This window comes from Streptomyces sp. AM 2-1-1 (assembly GCF_029167645.1).
GTDB lineage: Bacteria > Actinomycetota > Actinomycetes > Streptomycetales > Streptomycetaceae > Streptomyces.
Genome location: NZ_CP119147.1, coordinates 408,559 through 424,655 on the forward strand (window position 1 = coordinate 408,559; position 16,097 = coordinate 424,655).

Here is a 16,097-nt window from a genome sequence, read left to right on the forward strand (position 1 = left end):
GCAGAGGTGGGTTATGACTCGTGAGCCGAATTCCTCACGCCGGGCTCCGTGGACGCCGGACGGCCCGGCCCGCCCCTGGCGCGCGTATGGGGGTGCGAGCGTCAAGATGCCGGTCATGCGACGCGGGAACTGCGCGAGCCAGCAGAAGCAGCGGCAGCGGCAGCGCGACGGGGGCGAGCCGGCACCCCGGTGGGACGACGCCTCGGGCGCGGGCCGGGCCTCACTGGCCCCGCCCGCGCGGTCGCCGCCGGATCACGGCCGACGGCGGGCGCCCCGTCGGTGTCGGCCGTCTTCCCGGCCTCCCGCACCCCGCCGCACGGCCGCGTCCGGAAGGAAGAACCGACCCGTCAGAGTCCTGCCCAGTGGTTCAGCGTCAGACGGGGCTGCGCGTTGCGGGCGAGCTCGTGGGCCTGTTCGGGCCACCAGACTCCGGCGGCCGGGTCGACGACACCGTACTCGGGGTCGACCGTGCCGCCGGTGTTCCGGGTGCAACTGCCGTCGGACTCACCGATGGTCTTCACGTACAGGTAGGCGTCCACCAGCGGAACGCCCGTGTCGGCGGTCGGGCGGGGGCCCATGCCCCGTCCGGGCGGGTTGCACCACGTCTCCGGGTCCCCCGCGTACTTACCGGCCGGCGGGGTCCACGGCCCCTTTCCGTTGCGGCTGGTGTCGACGACGAAGTGCGCCAGCTCGCCGGTGGAAGGAGTGCCCACGTTCTGGTCGTACCAGGCGTCCGTCCAGTGCCAGGTCGAGGGGTCGGTGGAGGAGACGGCGTTGCCGGGGGTGGTGTCGTTGGGGGCGGCCGGGGAGTAGTACTGGCTGGCGCACCAGTCGCTGTGACCCCGGGACCACTCGGGCCCCTTGGTCGCGAACCACATGCACTGGGAGATCCAGGTCCCGTAGTGCGATGTCTCGTCGGTGGGCTGGTAGTTGGATATGTTCAGGACGAAGCCGTCACTCCTTTCCACGCCTGCGTCCAGGAGCCGCTGCGTGATGTCGCCGACGGACCGCCACTGACTGTTGCCCGCGTCCAGGTAGACCGCGGTGTTCGCGGCGCCCTTCAGGGTGCGGACCGCGTAGTCGAGGTCGGACAGGCGGCGAACGGTGAGTTCTCCGGTCGGGTCGATGTCTCCGGCACAGTCCTTGGGCAGGGCGGCCAGGCCGTCGGGCTCCAGGATGACCACGGCCTTGCTGCTGCCGATGCCCTGGGCGAACGCGTCGATCCACTGACGGTAGGCGGCGGAGGAGTCGGCCCCGCCGCTGGAGTAGAGGCTGCAGTCGCGTCCGGGGATGTTGTACGCGACGAGGACCGGGACCCGGCGGGTGGTCGCGGCGGCACGGACGAGCTTGCGCACGCCGGTACGGGCTTCGGTGGGCGTGCCCTCCGTGAACCAGGCGGCCTGCGGGTAACTCGCCAACTTGGCCATGTTCAAGCCGTCTTCGAGATGTCCGGCCTTCAGGTCGTCGAGGGCCTGCCGGGCCGCCTTGCTGCTCGGGTCGACGTAGAACTTCGTCGCCGGGGTGACCGTTCCCGTCGCGGGAGCGGGAGCGGGAGCGGGAGTGGTTGCGGGTGCGGCCTGGGCGGGGGCGGCGAATGCCGCGCAGGCGGTGAGCGCCGCGGCGACGATGGCCGTACGGCGCCGGAAAGTACGGGAACGCATGGAGACTCCTGGTCTGGGATCGAAGGCTGCGGAGGGGCCGTGCCCCACCTGCTGGAACCCGACGCGCGCCGTCACGGCAGGCGGGCTCCGTCGAGGGATGGCGGGAGGGGAACGGAGCTTTCTCCGGGACCTCACCGAAACGGCCGGCGGGGAGGGGGAGATCAGTAGCCGTAGATCATCTTGTAGGCGGCTTCGGGGAGGAACTGGCCTGCTGCGGATCCGGCTCCGACCCCGCAGTTGCCGTCCGACTCCCCGGGGGTCTTGATCCACAGGAGCATCTCCGCGCCCCCGCCCTTCTGGGTGGGGGTCCCGATCCTGCGGCCGGCCGAGTTGCACCATTCGCCGTTGCTCGAGCCGTTGCCGTTGCGGCTGGTGTCCACGACGAACGGCTTCGTGTACCCCTTGGACGAGCTCAGCGCGGCGTTGACCGCGTTGGCGTAGGTGATGTTCTGCGCGGTGGTGTAGTGGTTGGAGACGTTCAGCGAGAAGCCCCGGGTACGGCGGAGACCCGCAGCGTCCAGGCTCGCGGCCATCGACGTGGCGCTGCGCCAGCCCGGGTTGCCGGCGTCGAGGTAGACCCAGGTGTTGGGGGCCTTCTGGCTGAACTGGGTGATCGCGTTGTTGAGCAGGGAGTTCCGCTCGGTGATCTGGGCGGCCGTCATGCAACTGGTGTCGCCGAGCGCATCGGGTTCCAGGACGACGACGGCGGGCCGGCTGCCGATCCCGCCGGCGAACGCGGCGATCCACTCGTTGTAGGCGGCGACGGATCCCGCCCCGCCTCCGGACTGCCCGCCGCAGATGTCGCGGTTGGGGATGTTGTACGCGACGAGGACGGGCAGTTTGTCCGCGGCGTCGGCCGCGCCGGCATAGGCCCCGGTCGCCGTTCCTATGGTGCCGCTCCAGTTGCCGAACCAGCGGGCCATGGGCTTCGCGGCGATGTTGTCGCGGATCGCGGGCGCTCGTCCGTCACCGGGGTTGGCCGCGGCCCACAGCGCCGGGCTGGAGTGGGGGTCGACGTAGAAGCCGCTGGTGAGCGTGGTCGGATCGGCCGCCTGGGCGGGCGGGGAGACGACGAGGACCAACGGCAGGGCCAGCAGCGCTGCTGTCATCGCATGGCGGAGGTGACGCATGGGAGTACCTCGGTTCCTGACGGGGATGACGCCGCACGGCTCTCGTCCTGAGCGTGCGGCGCGGAGGGAAAACGGTGCACGAGGTGGCGGCCGGACCCGCGGCTCGGGCCTGGCGCGCCTCGCGGACCGGAACACGACGGCCGGAATTGGGAGCGCTCCCACTGGAAGCGCTACCAGAATCGTCCGGAGCACCTTGCGGGTATGGCCGGTATCGTCTGGGCTGGGATTGGAGCTGTCAAGGGGCCCTGCACGGAGCTCGGTTCAGTTCAGGTTCGATTCGGCACGGAGGGAGCCCTGGGAAAACTGGAAGCGCTACCACTACCCTGCCCAGGATGACGAGGAGGTTTCCTGCCACCGCACCAGGCGTTCTCCGCGGCGCAGGACCACGCCGCGGGCGAGGCCCGCGTGGGCCGGCCGGGACCTGTCTCGTTCCTCGCGGCGCGGGCACCGGTTCTCGGGGCCCCGCTGAGCACCGGGCACGAGACACGTGGCGTGTCCCGGGGGAGCAGGCGATCGGGAACCGGGCAGGTCGCGCTCACGCGACCGGGGTCGCCCCCGCCTTCGACGCGGGAGCGAACGGCTCCACCGCAGGCCGGGGCCCCCGTCCGGCCGGTCGGGCGCGTGGGATCATCACCGTAGCCATCCGGCGGACAGCAACCCCAGAGGAGCACGTGTCCCGATGCAGCCCACGCCCCGGCGCATGCCGACCCTCGACGAGGTGGCCGCACGAGCGGGCGTGTCGCGCACCGTGGCTTCCCGGGCGGTCAACAACGTCCCGCATGTGAGCCGGGCCAAGCGGGAGGCGGTCGAACGGGCCGTCCTCGAGCTGGGATACGTACCGAACCCCACCGCGCGGGCGCTGGCCGGCAACCGGGTGGGCGCGGTGGTACTGGCCGCCTCCAGTGACGAGGCCGGCCTCTTCGCGGACCCGTTCTTCGCCGAAATCGTCGTCGGGGTGAGCACGGCGCTGGACGACACCGACCTGGAACTCATCCTGGTGCTCGCCAACTCACCCCGGGGCCGGGCCCGCCTGCGGCAGATGGTCAGCTCCCGTCGGGCGGACGGCATCATGCTGATGGCCCTACGGGGAGACGACCCGCTGGGACGGCTGGCCGAGGACGCCGGAATGCCGGTCGTCTTCGGCGGGCTCCCCCTGACCGGGGAGCCTCGCTGGTACGTGGACGCCGACAACAGGGGCGGGGGCCGGCTGGCCGCCGATCACTTCGTACGCACCGGGCGGACCGGACCCGTCATGATCACCGGTCAGGTGGACAGCCGGGTCTCGGTGACCCGCGAGCAGGGCTTCGCCGAGGGCCTGGCGCTGGCAGGCGTCCCGCTGCTCGGCGTCTCCTCGGGCGCGTTCCAGGTGGAAGGCGGCGCGGAGGCCATGGAACGACTGCTCGACGCCCATCCGCGATTGGACTCGGTCTTCACGGCATCGGACGGGATGGCGATCGGCGCGCTGCAGGTGCTCCGCCGACGTGGTCGACGGGTGCCGGAGGACGTGTCGGTGATCGGCTTCGACGACCTTGCCGTGGCTCGGCACGCCAACCCGCCGCTGACCACCGTGCGCCAGCCGGTCAGGGCGCTGGGGCACGAGATGGCACGGATGCTGGTCAACGCGATCGGCGGCCACGACCCGAACCCCCTGATACTTCCGACCCGGTTGACGGTCCGGAAGTCCGCACCGGGACCGGCCTCGCCCGGCTGATCATCGGCCGCCGGCGACCGGCAGTTCGTGTCGGCGGGGTGCCGCGTCGTCGTGCGGCCGGGCCGCGCCCGTCGTGGTGGAGACGGCGCGATCAAGGAGGGCGCTGCCGTGCGTCCACGCGGACCGCGCGGCTTCCTGCCGCACGTCGCGACCGGAGTGGGCGCGCGCCGACTCGCCCACGCCGCGCGCTGCCTGGAAGCACGGGGATCCCCCGATGCGGCGGCAGCCGCGGCCGGCTGCCGAGTAGCGGGGTCGGTGGTCGGGCCGCCTCCCTCAGCCGACGTACTGTCGAGCGGTGGAGGACGCGCGCGCGACTTCGAGCGCGCGCAGGCGTGCCTCGACGGACGGCGCCACCGGTCGGCGCTGACGGAGCACCCAGGGCAGGCCGGCGGCGGCGCGTGCGAAGGCGGACAGTGAAGCCCTGTCCCGCGGCACCGTGCACAGCAGGTGGAGAGTGCGCCGGACGGCGGAGGCGCCGGGGCGGCGCAGCCAGGTGAACCAGAGCGTGTTGCGCAGTCCGAGGGTCCGTCGCTCGGTGCTGTCGCGGACCGTGGACGCGGCGTGGTGGACCAGCAGGTCGCAGACGTAGGCGAGCCACCATCCCCGGCTGAGCAGGTCGGTGGCGAGGAGTTCCTCCTCCCCGCCCAGCCAGAGGCCGGGATGGAACCCCCCGACCGACCGGAAGGCGTCGGTCCGCATCACCGTCGCGCCGGCCAGGAAGGAGCCCAGGGCCGGTCCTGGGAGCCAGGAGGGCCCGGAAAGCGGTGAGTCCCGCATGTCGGCGACGACGGGGTCCTCCTCCCCCGAGGGTTCGACGACGATGCGGGCGGTGACCGCGGCAAGACGCGGGCGGGTGTCGAGGAGGTCGGCGGCGCGCCGCAGGGAGTGCGGCTCCCACCAGGTGTCGTCGTCGCAGAACGCCACGTACGGGCTCTCCACCTGCTCCACTGCCAGATTCCGTCCGACCGCCCCCAGGTTGCGGCCGGGGGTCAGCAGGACGAACTCGGGGAAGAGGCGGCCCACCGCCTCGGCCGTGCCGTCGCGGGAGGCGTTGTCCGTCACGACGACCCTGGGCGCCTCGGGCAGGGAACGCAAGGTGTCCAGGGTGCGCAGCAGTTCCGGTCGGCGGTTGTGGGTGATCACCACGACGGTGACGCGGGGATCGGGGTCCATCACGCGCTGCCTTCCTCTTCGGTGTGCCGCATCGCGGGCGTCGCGGGTGCGTGGCGCTCCAGCAGGCGTACGGCGTTCTCGACCCGGCTCGGCAGGCGGCGGCGCAGGCGCAGGGCGGCGGGGAGCCGGGCACCCGCTTCCCGCAGTGCGAACGCGGCTTCCGTGTCCCCGCGCCACGCCTCGGCGCTCAGTGCGAACGTGTGCCGCAGGGCGACGCGCACGGGTCGGCGCAGCCAGGCGGTGAGCAGTGCGTTGCGGCGCAGGAGCGCGGAGCGGCCGGGACGCTCGCCCGGGTCGGGGTGGTGGTGGGCGGTGACGGAGGGGTCGTAGGAGACGCCCCAGCCGGCCGCCGCTAGGTCGTAGGCGAGCAGCGTCTCCTCCGCTCCGAAGAACAGCAGCGGATGGTAGCCGCCCGCTTCGAGGTGGGCCCGGCGCCGGACGACGCACGCGCACCCGAGGAAGCCGAGGACCGGACGGCCGGGCAGTCCTGCGTCCGGCGGCAGCGGGGAGCGTGACAGCAGTTCGTTCAGCGGATCGTCCTGTTGCTCCGGGCCGACGAGGCTGCGTGCGGCCAGGAGTCCGAGCCGCGGGTGGGCGTCGAGCAGGTCGGCGGCCCGCCGGAGAGCGCCGGGCCGCCACCAGGAGTCGTCGTCGCTGAAGGCCACGTAGGGAGTGGTCGCGTGCCGCACCGCCAGGTTCCGGCCCAGCGCCCCGGTGTTGCGGCCGGGTGCCAGCACCCGGGGGCCGGTGGGGTGGGCACGCAACGCCTCGGTCACCGCCGGATCGAGTCCGTTGTCGACCACGACGACAGGGGGGCGTTCGGGCAGCGCCGCCAGCCGGTCGAGCGTGCGCAGGGCACTGGCCGGGCGATCCTTGGTGATCATGGCGACCGTGGTCCGGTCGTCGGCCGCGCACGCGCCGTCGCGTCCCCGGGTGTCACGCACGTCCCTGTGCCTCCACCGGCCTGAAGCCCTCCGGCGTGGGGCCCTCCCCCGCCGTGCTCCGGTGACCGGCGTGGGCCAGAGCGGCGGCGAGCACCTCGTCGGCGCCGATCCGCAGCAGCGAGGGGTCGGCGGACGTGCCGTGCGGGTCGCCGGGCGGGCCGGGATACCAGAGCGCGGTGTGGCGCGGGTCGTCCGGGGGTGGTCCCCACAGACGTGGCGCCACCGGACCGAACAGCGTCACGGACGGCGTGCCGTGCGCCACGGCGAGGTGCGCGGGTCCGGTGTCGCCGCTGACCACGCATCCTGCGTCCGCGATCAGCGCGGAGAGCCGGGCGAAGGGAAGCCCTCCGGACAGTACGTCCCGGGGCCCGAGTCCGGCGCCCTCGGCCACCGCCGCCGCCAGCTCCGCCTCGGCGGGCCCACCGGTCACCACGACCCGGTGGCCCTCCGCCAGCAGTCCCCGGACGACCGCGGAGTACCGCCGGACGGGCCAGCACCGGGCGGCCGCTTCGGCCCCGGGGTGTACCACCACGGCGTCGGGCGCCGGTGACGGGCAGGACGGCCTCGGCAGGCGGACGTCTCCGGGATCCGCTTCGATGCCCCAGGCGCGCAGGAGCCGGCACCACCGCTCGCGCTCATGGTCCTCGCGCTCCCACCCGGGGGGTGGGAGCCCGTCCGCGGGCGGACAGGCGTAGGCGAGAATCCTGCGCGGACGGAGGGCGGCGAGGGCCGCGTAGCTCTCCGGTCCGTTGCCGTGGAGGTCGACGGCGATGTCCGGCGGAGCACCGTGCCAGCCGGTCAGTACCGGTACGCCTCGCTGCGGCGCCGTTGCCGGGAGGATGGTGTCCACGGCGCCGGTGGCCAGCGCGGCGTCCCGCAGGGACGGCGGAGTGGCCAGGACGATCTCGTGGTCGGGGAAGCCGCGGCGCAGACCCCGCAGCGCGGGGACGGCCGCGAGGAGGTCGCCCAGTCCGAGGGCGCGCAGGACGAGGACGCGGGGCGGCGGAACGGGCTTCATCACCGCCTCCTGGCAGGGCGGAGCGCGTCGGCCGACGGCGCGAGGGCCGCCCGCTCCGCGAGCCGGGTGGTGGAACGGCCGTCGAGGTAGGGCAGAAGCACCACCTCTCCCCCCCAGCTCCGTACCAGCGCGGCTTCGGGCAGTTCGGCCAGGGCGTAGTCGCCTCCCTTGGCCCAGACGTGCGGGCGCAAGGAGCCCAGCACCCGTTCGGGGGTGTCCTCGTCGAAGACGGCGACGGCGTCGACGCAACCGAGGGCCAGCAGAACCCGGACGCGGTCCGCGGCCGGCACGAGCGGCCGTGAGCCGCCCTTGCGCCGCCGGACCGAGGCGTCGGAGTTGACGCACACGACGAGGCAGTCGCCGATGCGCCGGGCAGCCTGGAGCAGCGCCACGTGGCCGGCGTGCAGCAGGTCGAAACACCCCCCGGCGGCCACGACCGTGCCGCCCGACTCGCGCACCTGGCCGGCCAGGGCGAACGGGTCGGGACCGGTCTCCGCGGACGGGGGGTCCACGAGCCGGGCCGGGGCGGAAGGCGTCGTGCCGATGCGGAGCGCCCCGGCGCCGCCCGCCTCGACGTACCGGGTGGCCGCCCGGACGGCCTCCTGCACCGCGGTCTCCGGCAGCTCTCCGTCGGCGAGCAGACCCGCGGCGGTCGCGGCGAAACGGTCACCGGCACCGCAGGCGTCCCCCCGCACGTTGCGGGGCGTGGACACCACGAGGGGGTCCCCGCCGTGCGAGAGCAGGGCGCCCTCCCCGCCGAGCGTCACCGCGACAGAGGTGACGCCCCAGGCTCGGATCAGCTCCCGCGCGTCGTCCGCCGGACCCCGGAAGTCGGCGTGCGCGCCGGTCCGCGCCCCGTCCGTGGCCGTTCCCGGACCGGCGCGGAAGCCCGCCGCCGATTCCCGGGCCTCGGCCGCCGACGGGGTCGCCAGACGTACGCCCCGGACGGGACGGCCGCCCCGGGGATGGGGGTCCCAGACGACCGGGACCCGCGCGGCGGCGCGGGTGAGGGCGTCCCGCAGCACCTCGGCGGCCCCCCGGCCGTAGTCGGCGACCAGGATGGCGGGCGCCGCGTCGACGGCCGCCACCGCCTCCTCCGTGCTCCCGGAGGCACGCCCGTCACCGTCGTCCAGCCGGAGCACGGGAACCCCTCCGGCAAGCACCCTGGTCTTGCGGGAGAGCTGCCCGGCGAGCGGCAGTTCGACGATGCGGACCTTGTCCTCCAGCAGCCGGCGCACCGTGCGGGCCGCATCGCCGTCGCCCAGTGCGGTGATCAGCGTGACGTCACGGCCGTCGAGGGCCGCGAAGTACGCGGCGAGAGCGGCGCCTCCGGGCCGCGCGACCGGCCGGGCTCCCTGGACCACGGGCACCGGTGCGTCGGGGGCGAGGCGGTCGGCCCGCCCGGAGAGGTCCTGGTCGAGCAGTGCGTCACCGACGACCAGCAGCGGGGTGAGGGCGTTCACAGGGCGCCCTCCACCGCGGGTTCCCCCGGGTTCGCGTACCTATCGGCGACGGCCACGCCCTGCTCGCACGCCTGGTCGAACGCTTCGCAGATCATGTGCACGGCGACCAGATGGAGTTCCTGCACCGTGGCCGAAGCGGGCGCGTCGACGCAGAGCGCTTCGTCGCAGGCGGCTTCGAGCGGATTGGGGGCGGGGCCCGTCAGTGCCCAGACGGACATCCCGATCCGTCGGGCCTCGGCGGCCGCCGCCAGCAGATTGGCGCTGGCCCCGCTGGTGGACAGCAGCACGAGCACGTCGCCGGGACGGCCGTGGGCGCAGGTCTGCCGGGCGAAGACCTCCTGGACGCCGTAGTCGTTGGCGATCGCCGTGGTCGAAGAGGTGTCGGCGTGCAGGGCGAGGGCGGAGAAGGGCGGGCGGTCGTCCCGGTAGCGGCCGACCAGTTCGGCGGTCAGATGCTGGGCCTGGGCGGCGCTGCCGCCGTTTCCGGCGACGAGCAGCCTGGCTCCGCCGCCGAGGCGGCGAGCCAGTTCGGCGCCCCAGCGGTGGGTCACGGGGCAGGAGGCGCGGAACGCGGCGAGCGCGTCCATCAGTTCGTCGCAGTGCCGGCCGTCGTGAGTGCGGTTCATCGGAGGACTCCTGAGAGTGAGGGGGTGGCGTGCACAGCGGCGTAGACACGGGCGACCCCGTCCGCGACGCGCTCCCAGCTGTAGTGCCGGAGAACGCGGGCCCGTCCGGCTGCGCCGTAACGGGCCCTGCGGGCCGGGTCGTCCAGGAGGGCGCGGATCGTCGCGGCGAGGTCCCGGTCACCGCCCGGGGCCGCCTGCACCAGCGCGCCCGTGACCCCGTCCACGACGGTGTCCAGGTGACCCCCCACGGCGGTCGCCACCACCGGCGTCGCGCACGCCATCGCTTCGATCGGCACGATGCCGAACGGTTCGTAGTCGGGCAGCGAGAGGACGAGGTCCGCGCCGGACATGAGGGCGGGCATCCGGTCGTGGGGCACCGCCCCCAGCAGGGTGACCCGGTCGGCGACGCCGTGCTCCTCCGCCGCTTTCAGCAGCCTTTCGGCCTCCGGTTCGGCGAACAGCAGGTCGGCCGGAGGCCCACCCGCGATGAGCAGTTCGGCGTCGGGGATTTCGGCGAGTGCCCGGATCGCACGGTCGAATCCCTTGCGCCGGACGAGACGGCCGACGGCGACCAGCCGGCGCGGGCCGGAGCCCGTGCGCGCGGTGCCGGCGACCGGAGCGAAGTGGCGGGGGTCCACTCCGCACGGGACGACCGACACCCGGTCCGGCGACACCCCCATCGCGGCGAGTTCGGCGACCTCGTCGGCGCAGGTGGCGAGGACCCGTCGGCAGGATCTGCCGATGTCCGCCTCGATCGCCAGGCGCTGGGCCGGACTGGTGTCCTCGGTCCCTTGATGGCGCTTCTTCACGGTGCCGAGCGCGTGGTACGTCTGGATCACGGGCACGCCGAGTCCCCGGGCACCGGCGAGGGCGGCCGTGCCGGACATCCAGAAGTGCGCGTGCACCACGTCCGGCGGTGCCGAACGCCAGCGCCGGGCGAGGAAGGCTCCGAACTCGGGCATGTGCACCAGGAGATCGTCCTTCGGGACCTGCGCAGCGGGGCCGGCGGGTACGTGGACGACCCGCACTCCACCGGGCGTGGTGACCTCGGCGGGCAGGCGGGGGCCGTCCCTGCGGGTGTAGACGGTGACGTCGTGGCCGCGCCGTGCGAGGTGATCGGCGAGCTGGGCCACGTACACGTTCTGTCCGCCGGCGTCGGGGCCGCCGAGGTCGGCCAGCGGGCTGGCGTGCTCCGAGACCAGAGCGACACGGAGGGAGGCCGGGCGGGCGTACCTCATCGTGTGACCTCCTTCGTCAGTTGTTCCCAGTCGTCCAGGAAGCGCTGGACCCCGTAACGGGCCTGCGCGGCGGACCTCGCGCGCTGCCCCGCGACGGCGGCGCAGTCGGCGTCGGCGAGGAAGGTGCGTACGGCCTCGTCGAGGACGTCGAGGCGGTTGGAGACCACTCCCGCGTCGTCGGGGACCGCTTCGCGTACCTCCGTGGTGTCCAGGGCGACGACGGGCATGCCGAGGAACATGGCTTCCAGGAGGGAGAGCCCGAGCGACGTCCATCGCACCGGATGCAGGTACAGCCGGCAGCGGGCCATGGCCGGATGCAGTTCGCCCTGCGGCAGGTCGCGCGCCCGGCAGCGGTCGGCCGGCAGGCCGAGGTGGTCCGCGAGTCCGCCGGTGCGCATGCCGAAGACGTCGAGGGGTGCGGAGCGGGCGAAGCGCGGAAGGAGGTCCGTGCCGGTGGTACGCCCGCGGCGCACGGGGTCGTTGACGACGACGGCGGCGCGGCGTTCCTCACCGGTCCACAGCGGCCCCGGGTCGATGATTCCGTGCTCGATGACCGTGGTCGGAGCGCGTCCGTTGTCCCACATCAGCCGGTTGAAGTGGGTGACGTGCACCAGCGGGATGTCGTCGCGGTCTGCCAGCGGGTGGCGGGTGGCGGCCGCCGAGGCGTCGGGGCTGTTGTGCTCCACGTACACGGCCGGCACGTCGGTCCCGGGCCGCCGCCCGGTCCAGGCCGTGGCCAGCTCCACCTCATGGGGCCGCTGGAGGACGACGAGATCGACGGACTCCTCCCGCAGCCGCTCCGGCGTCACCTCACGGACGTGGGGCGGCCACTGCCAGCTCGTGGCGCGACCGAGGCCGTCCGGCCCGCGGTCGGGCGTCACGGGGACGAGGTACGTGTGGGGCCCCTGGACGAACGACGTGGCCCATGAGCCGTGGACGTGCCAGATGAGGATGTTCACGCGGTCTCCTCGATGAGCTTGCGGACGGCCATGACGACGTCGTGCGGCGTGACGTCGTCGAGGCACGGGTGTCCGGGAACGGGACAGTGCCGGGCACGGCTGCCGGCGCACGGGGCGCGCTGGTCGCCGAGCACCACGGCCGGGACACCGAACGGGCCCCACCGCTCCACCGGTACGACCGGGGAGAAGAGGGAGACGACCGGCGTGCCGACGGCCGCCGCCAGGTGGGCCGGCCCGGTGTTGCCGCTGACGAGCACGTCCGCGCCGCGCAGGACACCGGCCAGCACCCGGGGCTCGGTACGGCCGCCGAGGTCCACCGCGACCCGGCCGCTGATCCGGCCGGTCAGGCCCGCCTCGTCGGGGCCTCCGGTGACCACCACCCGGTGGCCCGCGTCCGCGAGACCCATGACGGCCTCGGCGCACCGCTCGGGGCTCCAGGCGCGCGCGGGAGCGCTCGCACCGGGGTGGACGACGACATAGGGGCCGTTGCCCGTCAGCATGGCGGTGTCGGGGGGCGGCAGCACGCGCAGCCGGCCGTCATCACCCTGTTGCGGCGGAAATCCCATGGCCACGGCGGTGTCCAGGGCGGCCTCCGCTTCGTGCCGGCCCGGCAGTCGGCGGTTGCGGACGTCGAGCAGTGTTCCGGGATGGTCCACGCTGTCCGCACCGATCCGTCGCACACCCGCCATCCGCAGCAGCAGCGCGGCAGGCAGCGGGCTCTGGTGGAACGAGGTCAGTACGAGGGCGGTGTCGTAGGCGGACTCGCGCAGCCGTCCCACGAACCCTTCGACATCGGCCGTCTCCACGGTGGGTGGGTTCGTGCCTTCCCAGGGGGCCTGCCAGACGACGACGTCGTCGACGCCGGGCAGGAGGCGAGCGGCGGGTTCGCCCAGCGGGCCGCAGAGCAGCGTCACGTGACCGGCGTGTGCGGCGACCGCCCGGACGGCTGGTCCGGCGAGAAGGACGTCCCCGAAACTGTCCAGTCTGACGACGAGGGCCCTCACGACGGCCACTTCCCCGGCTCCAGTATCCGCCGCACCGCCGTCAGCAGGTCGGGGGCCGTCCAGCGTTCCGCCTCCACCTCGGCGCGCAGGGTCGCCGCGTTGGGGACCAGGACGCCCTGGGCGCCGGCCGCTCTCGCGGCGAGGACATCCGCCTGGATGTCACCGATCACCACGCACCTTTCCGGCCGCACCCCCAGTCGGCGTGCGGCCTTGAACACGAGACCGGGCCGGGGTTTGCGGCACGCGCAGTCGGCGTGCGGGGCGTGCGGGCAGAACACCCAGGTGCCGAGGGTGCCGAGCAGTTCGTCGGCCCGCCGGTTGACCCGGATCACGTCCAGTTCACGGAGCAGTCCCCGGCCGATGCCCGACTGGTTGCTGACCACGCCGGTGGCGATCCCTCGGGCGCGCAGCAGGTCGGCGGCCTCGCGTGCGCCGGGCAGCAGCCTGACCAGCGCGGGGTCCGCGTTGTAGGGCACGTCCTCCACCAGGGTGCCGTCCCGGTCGAAGAGCACCGCCGACACCCGGCGGTGGGTGGAAGGGGTTCCGCTCACCGGCTGCCTCCCCGGGGGCGGACCCGACGGTGCCTGAGCTGGCCCGCGAGCCAGTGCCATGACGCGGCGGCGGGGATGACCACGCTGGTGGCGGTCATGGTGGTGACCTCGTCGCGGGTCCTCGGTCCGGGGGCGATGCGTGCCCAGGCGAAGTGCGCCGTGGCCGCGGTCCAGAGCGCTGCGGCGACTGCGGCGGCGCGTGGCCGGCCCGCTGCGAGACCGCCGACGGCGGCGCAGGCGAGGGCCGTGGTGGCCAGATGTCCGGGGAGCCGGCCGCGGGGCGCCTCCGCCCGTGTCCACCAGTCGCGCCCGTGCAGACGGTTCATCAGAACGTCGTCGGCGTTGCCGCGCTGAGCGCGTACGGAGGCCCAGCGGTCGGCCGGGCGTACCGGATGACGGGTGGTACGGCCGCCCCGGTCCAGCGTCCAGCCCGCGTCCATGACGCGCAGGGCCAGATCGGCGTCCTCGCGGAAAGCGCGCGGGAACCGTTCGTCGAACCCGCCCACTTCCTTGAGGGCCGTCGCGCGGAAAGCCATGTCGGCGGTGGCCCAGGCCGCGTTCTCCAGCCCGGCGGTGCCCCGCTCCCAGTCCGTGGGCCTCCGGTCATCCGGGAGGGGGACCGTCAGCCGCCCCTGTACACCGGCCGTTCGCTCATCGGCCGAGGCGAGATCCTCGGCGAGCCGCTCGCCCCAGTCCGGCAGTACCTGGACGTCGTCGTCGAGGAAGACGACCCAGGGCGCGCCCACCGCGCGGGCGCCCGCGTTGCGGGCGGCGGCGGGGCCCCGGCCGCCGGTTGCCAGCACGCGGACGCGCGGCTGCCCGGGCGGGCCGAGCGGCAGTCCGTCGCGAGGCTCCGGGCGGTCGTCCACCACCACCACCTCCACCGGGCGCGGGCCGGCCGATCCGGCCAGTGCGCCGAGGCAGTCGGCCAGGCAGGGCCGGCCGACGGTGGGAATGACGACCGCGTACTCCACTGTCGTCTTCATGCGAACGCCCCTCCCCGCCGGACGGCGAAGGGGCCGAGAGCCAACAGGTCCACCGGGGCCGAGCCGAAGCACTCCAGCGCGTCGCGCGGATCGTCGACCATGGGCCGGCCGGCGGTGTTCAGGCTGGTGTTCACCACCACCGGCAGGCCGGTGAGCTGCTCGAAGGCGGTCAGCATCCGGGCCACCAGTGGCTCCGACGCGGCGTCGACGGTCTGGACCCGCGCGGTGCCGTCGACGTGGACCACCGCCGGAATCCGTTCGCGCCACGCTTCGGCGACATCGTGGACGAAGAGCATGTAAGGGCTCGGCAACGGGCCGCGGAACAGTTCGGCCGCTCGTTCGGCGAGGACCATCGGCGCGACGGGGCGGAACTCCTCCCGTCCCTTGACCGCGTTGAGCCGCTCCAGGTTTCCGGCCCGTCCGGGATGCGCCAGCAGGGAGCGGTGTCCCAGCGCCCGGGGACCGAACTCGGAGCGCCCCTGGAACCAGGCGACGATGCCGTCCCGGCCGAGCTCCTCCGCCACGGTCCGGGCGATGTCGTCCGGCTCCTCGTACGGTACGGCGGCCCGCTCCAGCCAGCCCCGTAGTTCGTCGTCGCTCCAGCCGCGGCCGAGGGCCGGGGTCGGCATCGCCTCGACGGGCTCCTTCTCACCGGCCACGTGCAGGGCCGCGCCCAGCGCCGTACCGGCGTCGCCGGCGGCGGGCTGCACCCAGATCTCGCGGAAGGGCCCTTCGCGGTGGAGCCGGGTGTTGGCGACGCAGTTGAGCGCCACCCCTCCTGCGAGGGCGAGCACGTCGTCGCCCGTCCGGCCGTGCAGCCACCGGGCGAGGTCCAGTACGACCTCCTCCAGGCACGCCTGGGCGCTCGCCGCCACGTCCGCGTGGTCCTGCGTCCACGGGGTTCCTGGTTCCCTGCCCGGTACGAGCGAGGCCCAGGGCACGGGCCGTGCGGTGAAGCCGCCCGTTGCGTCCGCCCGGACGAACTCCCGCAGGCGGTCGGCGAAGCGCGGCTTGCCGTAGGAGGCGAGCGCCATGACCTTGAATTCGTCGCTGCTGCGGAGGAACCCCAGGTGCTGCGTCAGGTCCTCGTAGAACAGACCGACGGAGTGCGGCAGCTTCTGCGAGGACAGGACCGTCAGTTGCCGGTCGACGTAGTGGCCGGAGAGGTGCGAGCCGCACTCACCGCGGCCGTCGAGCACCAGGACCGCGCAGTCGGCATGCGGCGACGCCTGCCCGGCGGACGCCGCGTGGGCCACGTGGTGGGGGACGAAGCGCACTTTGCCCGGATCGAGGCCGGGAAGCGCCTCGGCGAGGAACTCCGGTGCACGGCGGGCGTATTCCTGGCGCAGCGGGTCCCAGGGGTCGTTCAGTTCCATCGTTTCGGCGGGGCGGGCGAGACCGGGGTCGTAGGAGTAGGCGACCACGTCGAGGTCGGCGGGCCGGAGCCCGGCCTGCTCCAGGCACCAGCGGGCGCTCAGTTCGGGCAGCTCCCAGGCGGAGAAGGGAAGGGGTCGCTTGCCGTGCTTACGGCGGCTGAATCGTTCCTCCTCCGCGGCCGCGACGATCCGGCCGTCGACGACCAGGGCCGCGGCGGGATCGTGGAAGAGTGCGTTGACACCGAGGACGCGCATGG

Annotated in this window: 14 protein-coding genes; 1 reads left to right on the forward strand and 13 read right to left on the reverse strand. The window is 74.0% G+C overall.

Annotated elements, in window-relative coordinates; all coding sequences use genetic code 11:
• Positions 1-347: 347 nt before the first annotated feature.
• Both PZB77_RS01670 and PZB77_RS01675 read right to left on the reverse strand, forming a co-directional pair.
• A complete protein-coding gene (locus tag PZB77_RS01670; RefSeq protein ID WP_275490715.1) occupies positions 348-1,661 on the reverse strand; it encodes a glycoside hydrolase family 6 protein in 1,314 nt (437 codons plus the stop codon).
• A 161-nt stretch (positions 1,662-1,822) separates the two neighbouring features.
• On the reverse strand, positions 1,823-2,791 hold the full coding sequence (locus PZB77_RS01675; protein ID WP_275490716.1) for a glycoside hydrolase family 6 protein: 969 nt from the start codon (positions 2,789-2,791) through the stop codon (positions 1,823-1,825).
• A 679-nt stretch (positions 2,792-3,470) separates the two neighbouring features.
• Here PZB77_RS01675 and PZB77_RS01680 point away from each other — a divergent pair.
• Entirely contained in the window at positions 3,471-4,502 is a 1,032-nt protein-coding gene (locus PZB77_RS01680; RefSeq protein WP_275490717.1) for a LacI family DNA-binding transcriptional regulator, read from the forward strand.
• A gap of 273 nt (positions 4,503-4,775) precedes the next feature.
• Here the strand turns inward: PZB77_RS01680 and PZB77_RS01685 are convergent, their stop codons facing one another.
• From PZB77_RS01685 to PZB77_RS01735, 11 genes are read right to left on the reverse strand one after another with little or no spacing between them, the layout of a single operon-like run.
• Positions 4,776-5,675, reverse strand: a complete 900-nt coding sequence (locus PZB77_RS01685; RefSeq protein ID WP_275490718.1) for a glycosyltransferase — start codon at positions 5,673-5,675, stop codon at positions 4,776-4,778.
• Complete coding sequence (locus PZB77_RS01690; RefSeq protein WP_275495878.1) at positions 5,675-6,559, reverse strand: glycosyltransferase; 885 nt, start codon at positions 6,557-6,559, stop codon at positions 5,675-5,677. Before PZB77_RS01690 ends, PZB77_RS01685 begins: the two co-directional genes overlap by 1 nt.
• Before the next feature lie 52 nt (positions 6,560-6,611).
• A complete protein-coding gene (locus PZB77_RS01695) occupies positions 6,612-7,637 on the reverse strand; it encodes a glycosyltransferase family 9 protein (RefSeq protein ID WP_275490719.1) in 1,026 nt (341 codons plus the stop codon).
• Complete coding sequence (locus tag PZB77_RS01700) at positions 7,637-9,100, reverse strand: PfkB family carbohydrate kinase (protein ID WP_275490720.1); 1,464 nt, start codon at positions 9,098-9,100, stop codon at positions 7,637-7,639. Before PZB77_RS01700 ends, PZB77_RS01695 begins: the two co-directional genes overlap by 1 nt.
• On the reverse strand, positions 9,097-9,726 hold the full coding sequence (locus PZB77_RS01705; protein ID WP_275490721.1) for an SIS domain-containing protein: 630 nt from the start codon (positions 9,724-9,726) through the stop codon (positions 9,097-9,099). Before PZB77_RS01705 ends, PZB77_RS01700 begins: the two co-directional genes overlap by 4 nt.
• Positions 9,723-10,964, reverse strand: coding sequence for a glycosyltransferase (locus PZB77_RS01710; protein WP_275490722.1), 1,242 nt, complete (start codon positions 10,962-10,964; stop codon positions 9,723-9,725). The genes PZB77_RS01705 and PZB77_RS01710 overlap by 4 nt, the downstream gene beginning before the upstream one ends.
• Positions 10,961-11,923, reverse strand: coding sequence for a glycosyltransferase (locus PZB77_RS01715; RefSeq protein WP_275490723.1), 963 nt, complete (start codon positions 11,921-11,923; stop codon positions 10,961-10,963). Before PZB77_RS01715 ends, PZB77_RS01710 begins: the two co-directional genes overlap by 4 nt.
• Positions 11,920-12,927, reverse strand: a complete 1,008-nt coding sequence (locus PZB77_RS01720) for a glycosyltransferase family 9 protein (RefSeq protein ID WP_275495879.1) — start codon at positions 12,925-12,927, stop codon at positions 11,920-11,922. Before PZB77_RS01720 ends, PZB77_RS01715 begins: the two co-directional genes overlap by 4 nt.
• Positions 12,924-13,478, reverse strand: a complete 555-nt coding sequence (locus PZB77_RS01725) for an HAD family hydrolase (protein WP_275490724.1) — start codon at positions 13,476-13,478, stop codon at positions 12,924-12,926. Before PZB77_RS01725 ends, PZB77_RS01720 begins: the two co-directional genes overlap by 4 nt.
• Complete coding sequence (locus tag PZB77_RS01730; protein WP_275490725.1) at positions 13,475-14,464, reverse strand: glycosyltransferase; 990 nt, start codon at positions 14,462-14,464, stop codon at positions 13,475-13,477. The genes PZB77_RS01725 and PZB77_RS01730 overlap by 4 nt, the downstream gene beginning before the upstream one ends.
• Positions 14,461-16,095, reverse strand: a complete 1,635-nt coding sequence (locus PZB77_RS01735; RefSeq protein WP_275490726.1) for a carbamoyltransferase C-terminal domain-containing protein — start codon at positions 16,093-16,095, stop codon at positions 14,461-14,463. Before PZB77_RS01735 ends, PZB77_RS01730 begins: the two co-directional genes overlap by 4 nt.
• Between the last annotated feature and the right edge of the window lie 2 nt (positions 16,096-16,097).

Bases quoted from the DNA above. Each gene is read 5' to 3' on its own strand.
- PZB77_RS01695 (WP_275490719.1), bottom strand. From the start codon at position 7,637: ATGAAGCCCGTTCCGCCGCCCCGCGTCCTCGTCCTGCGCGCCCTCGGA.
- PZB77_RS01675 (WP_275490716.1), bottom strand. From the start codon at position 2,791: ATGCGTCACCTCCGCCATGCGATGACAGCAGCGCTGCTGGCCCTGCCG.
- PZB77_RS01730 (WP_275490725.1), bottom strand. From the start codon at position 14,464: ATGAAGACGACAGTGGAGTACGCGGTCGTCATTCCCACCGTCGGCCGG.
- PZB77_RS01680 (WP_275490717.1), top strand. From the start codon at position 3,471: ATGCAGCCCACGCCCCGGCGCATGCCGACCCTCGACGAGGTGGCCGCA.
- PZB77_RS01670 (WP_275490715.1), bottom strand. From the start codon at position 1,661: ATGCGTTCCCGTACTTTCCGGCGCCGTACGGCCATCGTCGCCGCGGCG.
- PZB77_RS01705 (WP_275490721.1), bottom strand. From the start codon at position 9,726: ATGAACCGCACTCACGACGGCCGGCACTGCGACGAACTGATGGACGCG.
- PZB77_RS01685 (WP_275490718.1), bottom strand. From the start codon at position 5,675: ATGGACCCCGATCCCCGCGTCACCGTCGTGGTGATCACCCACAACCGC.
- PZB77_RS01735 (WP_275490726.1), bottom strand. From the start codon at position 16,095: ATGCGCGTCCTCGGTGTCAACGCACTCTTCCACGATCCCGCCGCGGCC.
- PZB77_RS01710 (WP_275490722.1), bottom strand. From the start codon at position 10,964: ATGAGGTACGCCCGCCCGGCCTCCCTCCGTGTCGCTCTGGTCTCGGAG.
- PZB77_RS01690 (WP_275495878.1), bottom strand. From the start codon at position 6,559: ATGATCACCAAGGATCGCCCGGCCAGTGCCCTGCGCACGCTCGACCGG.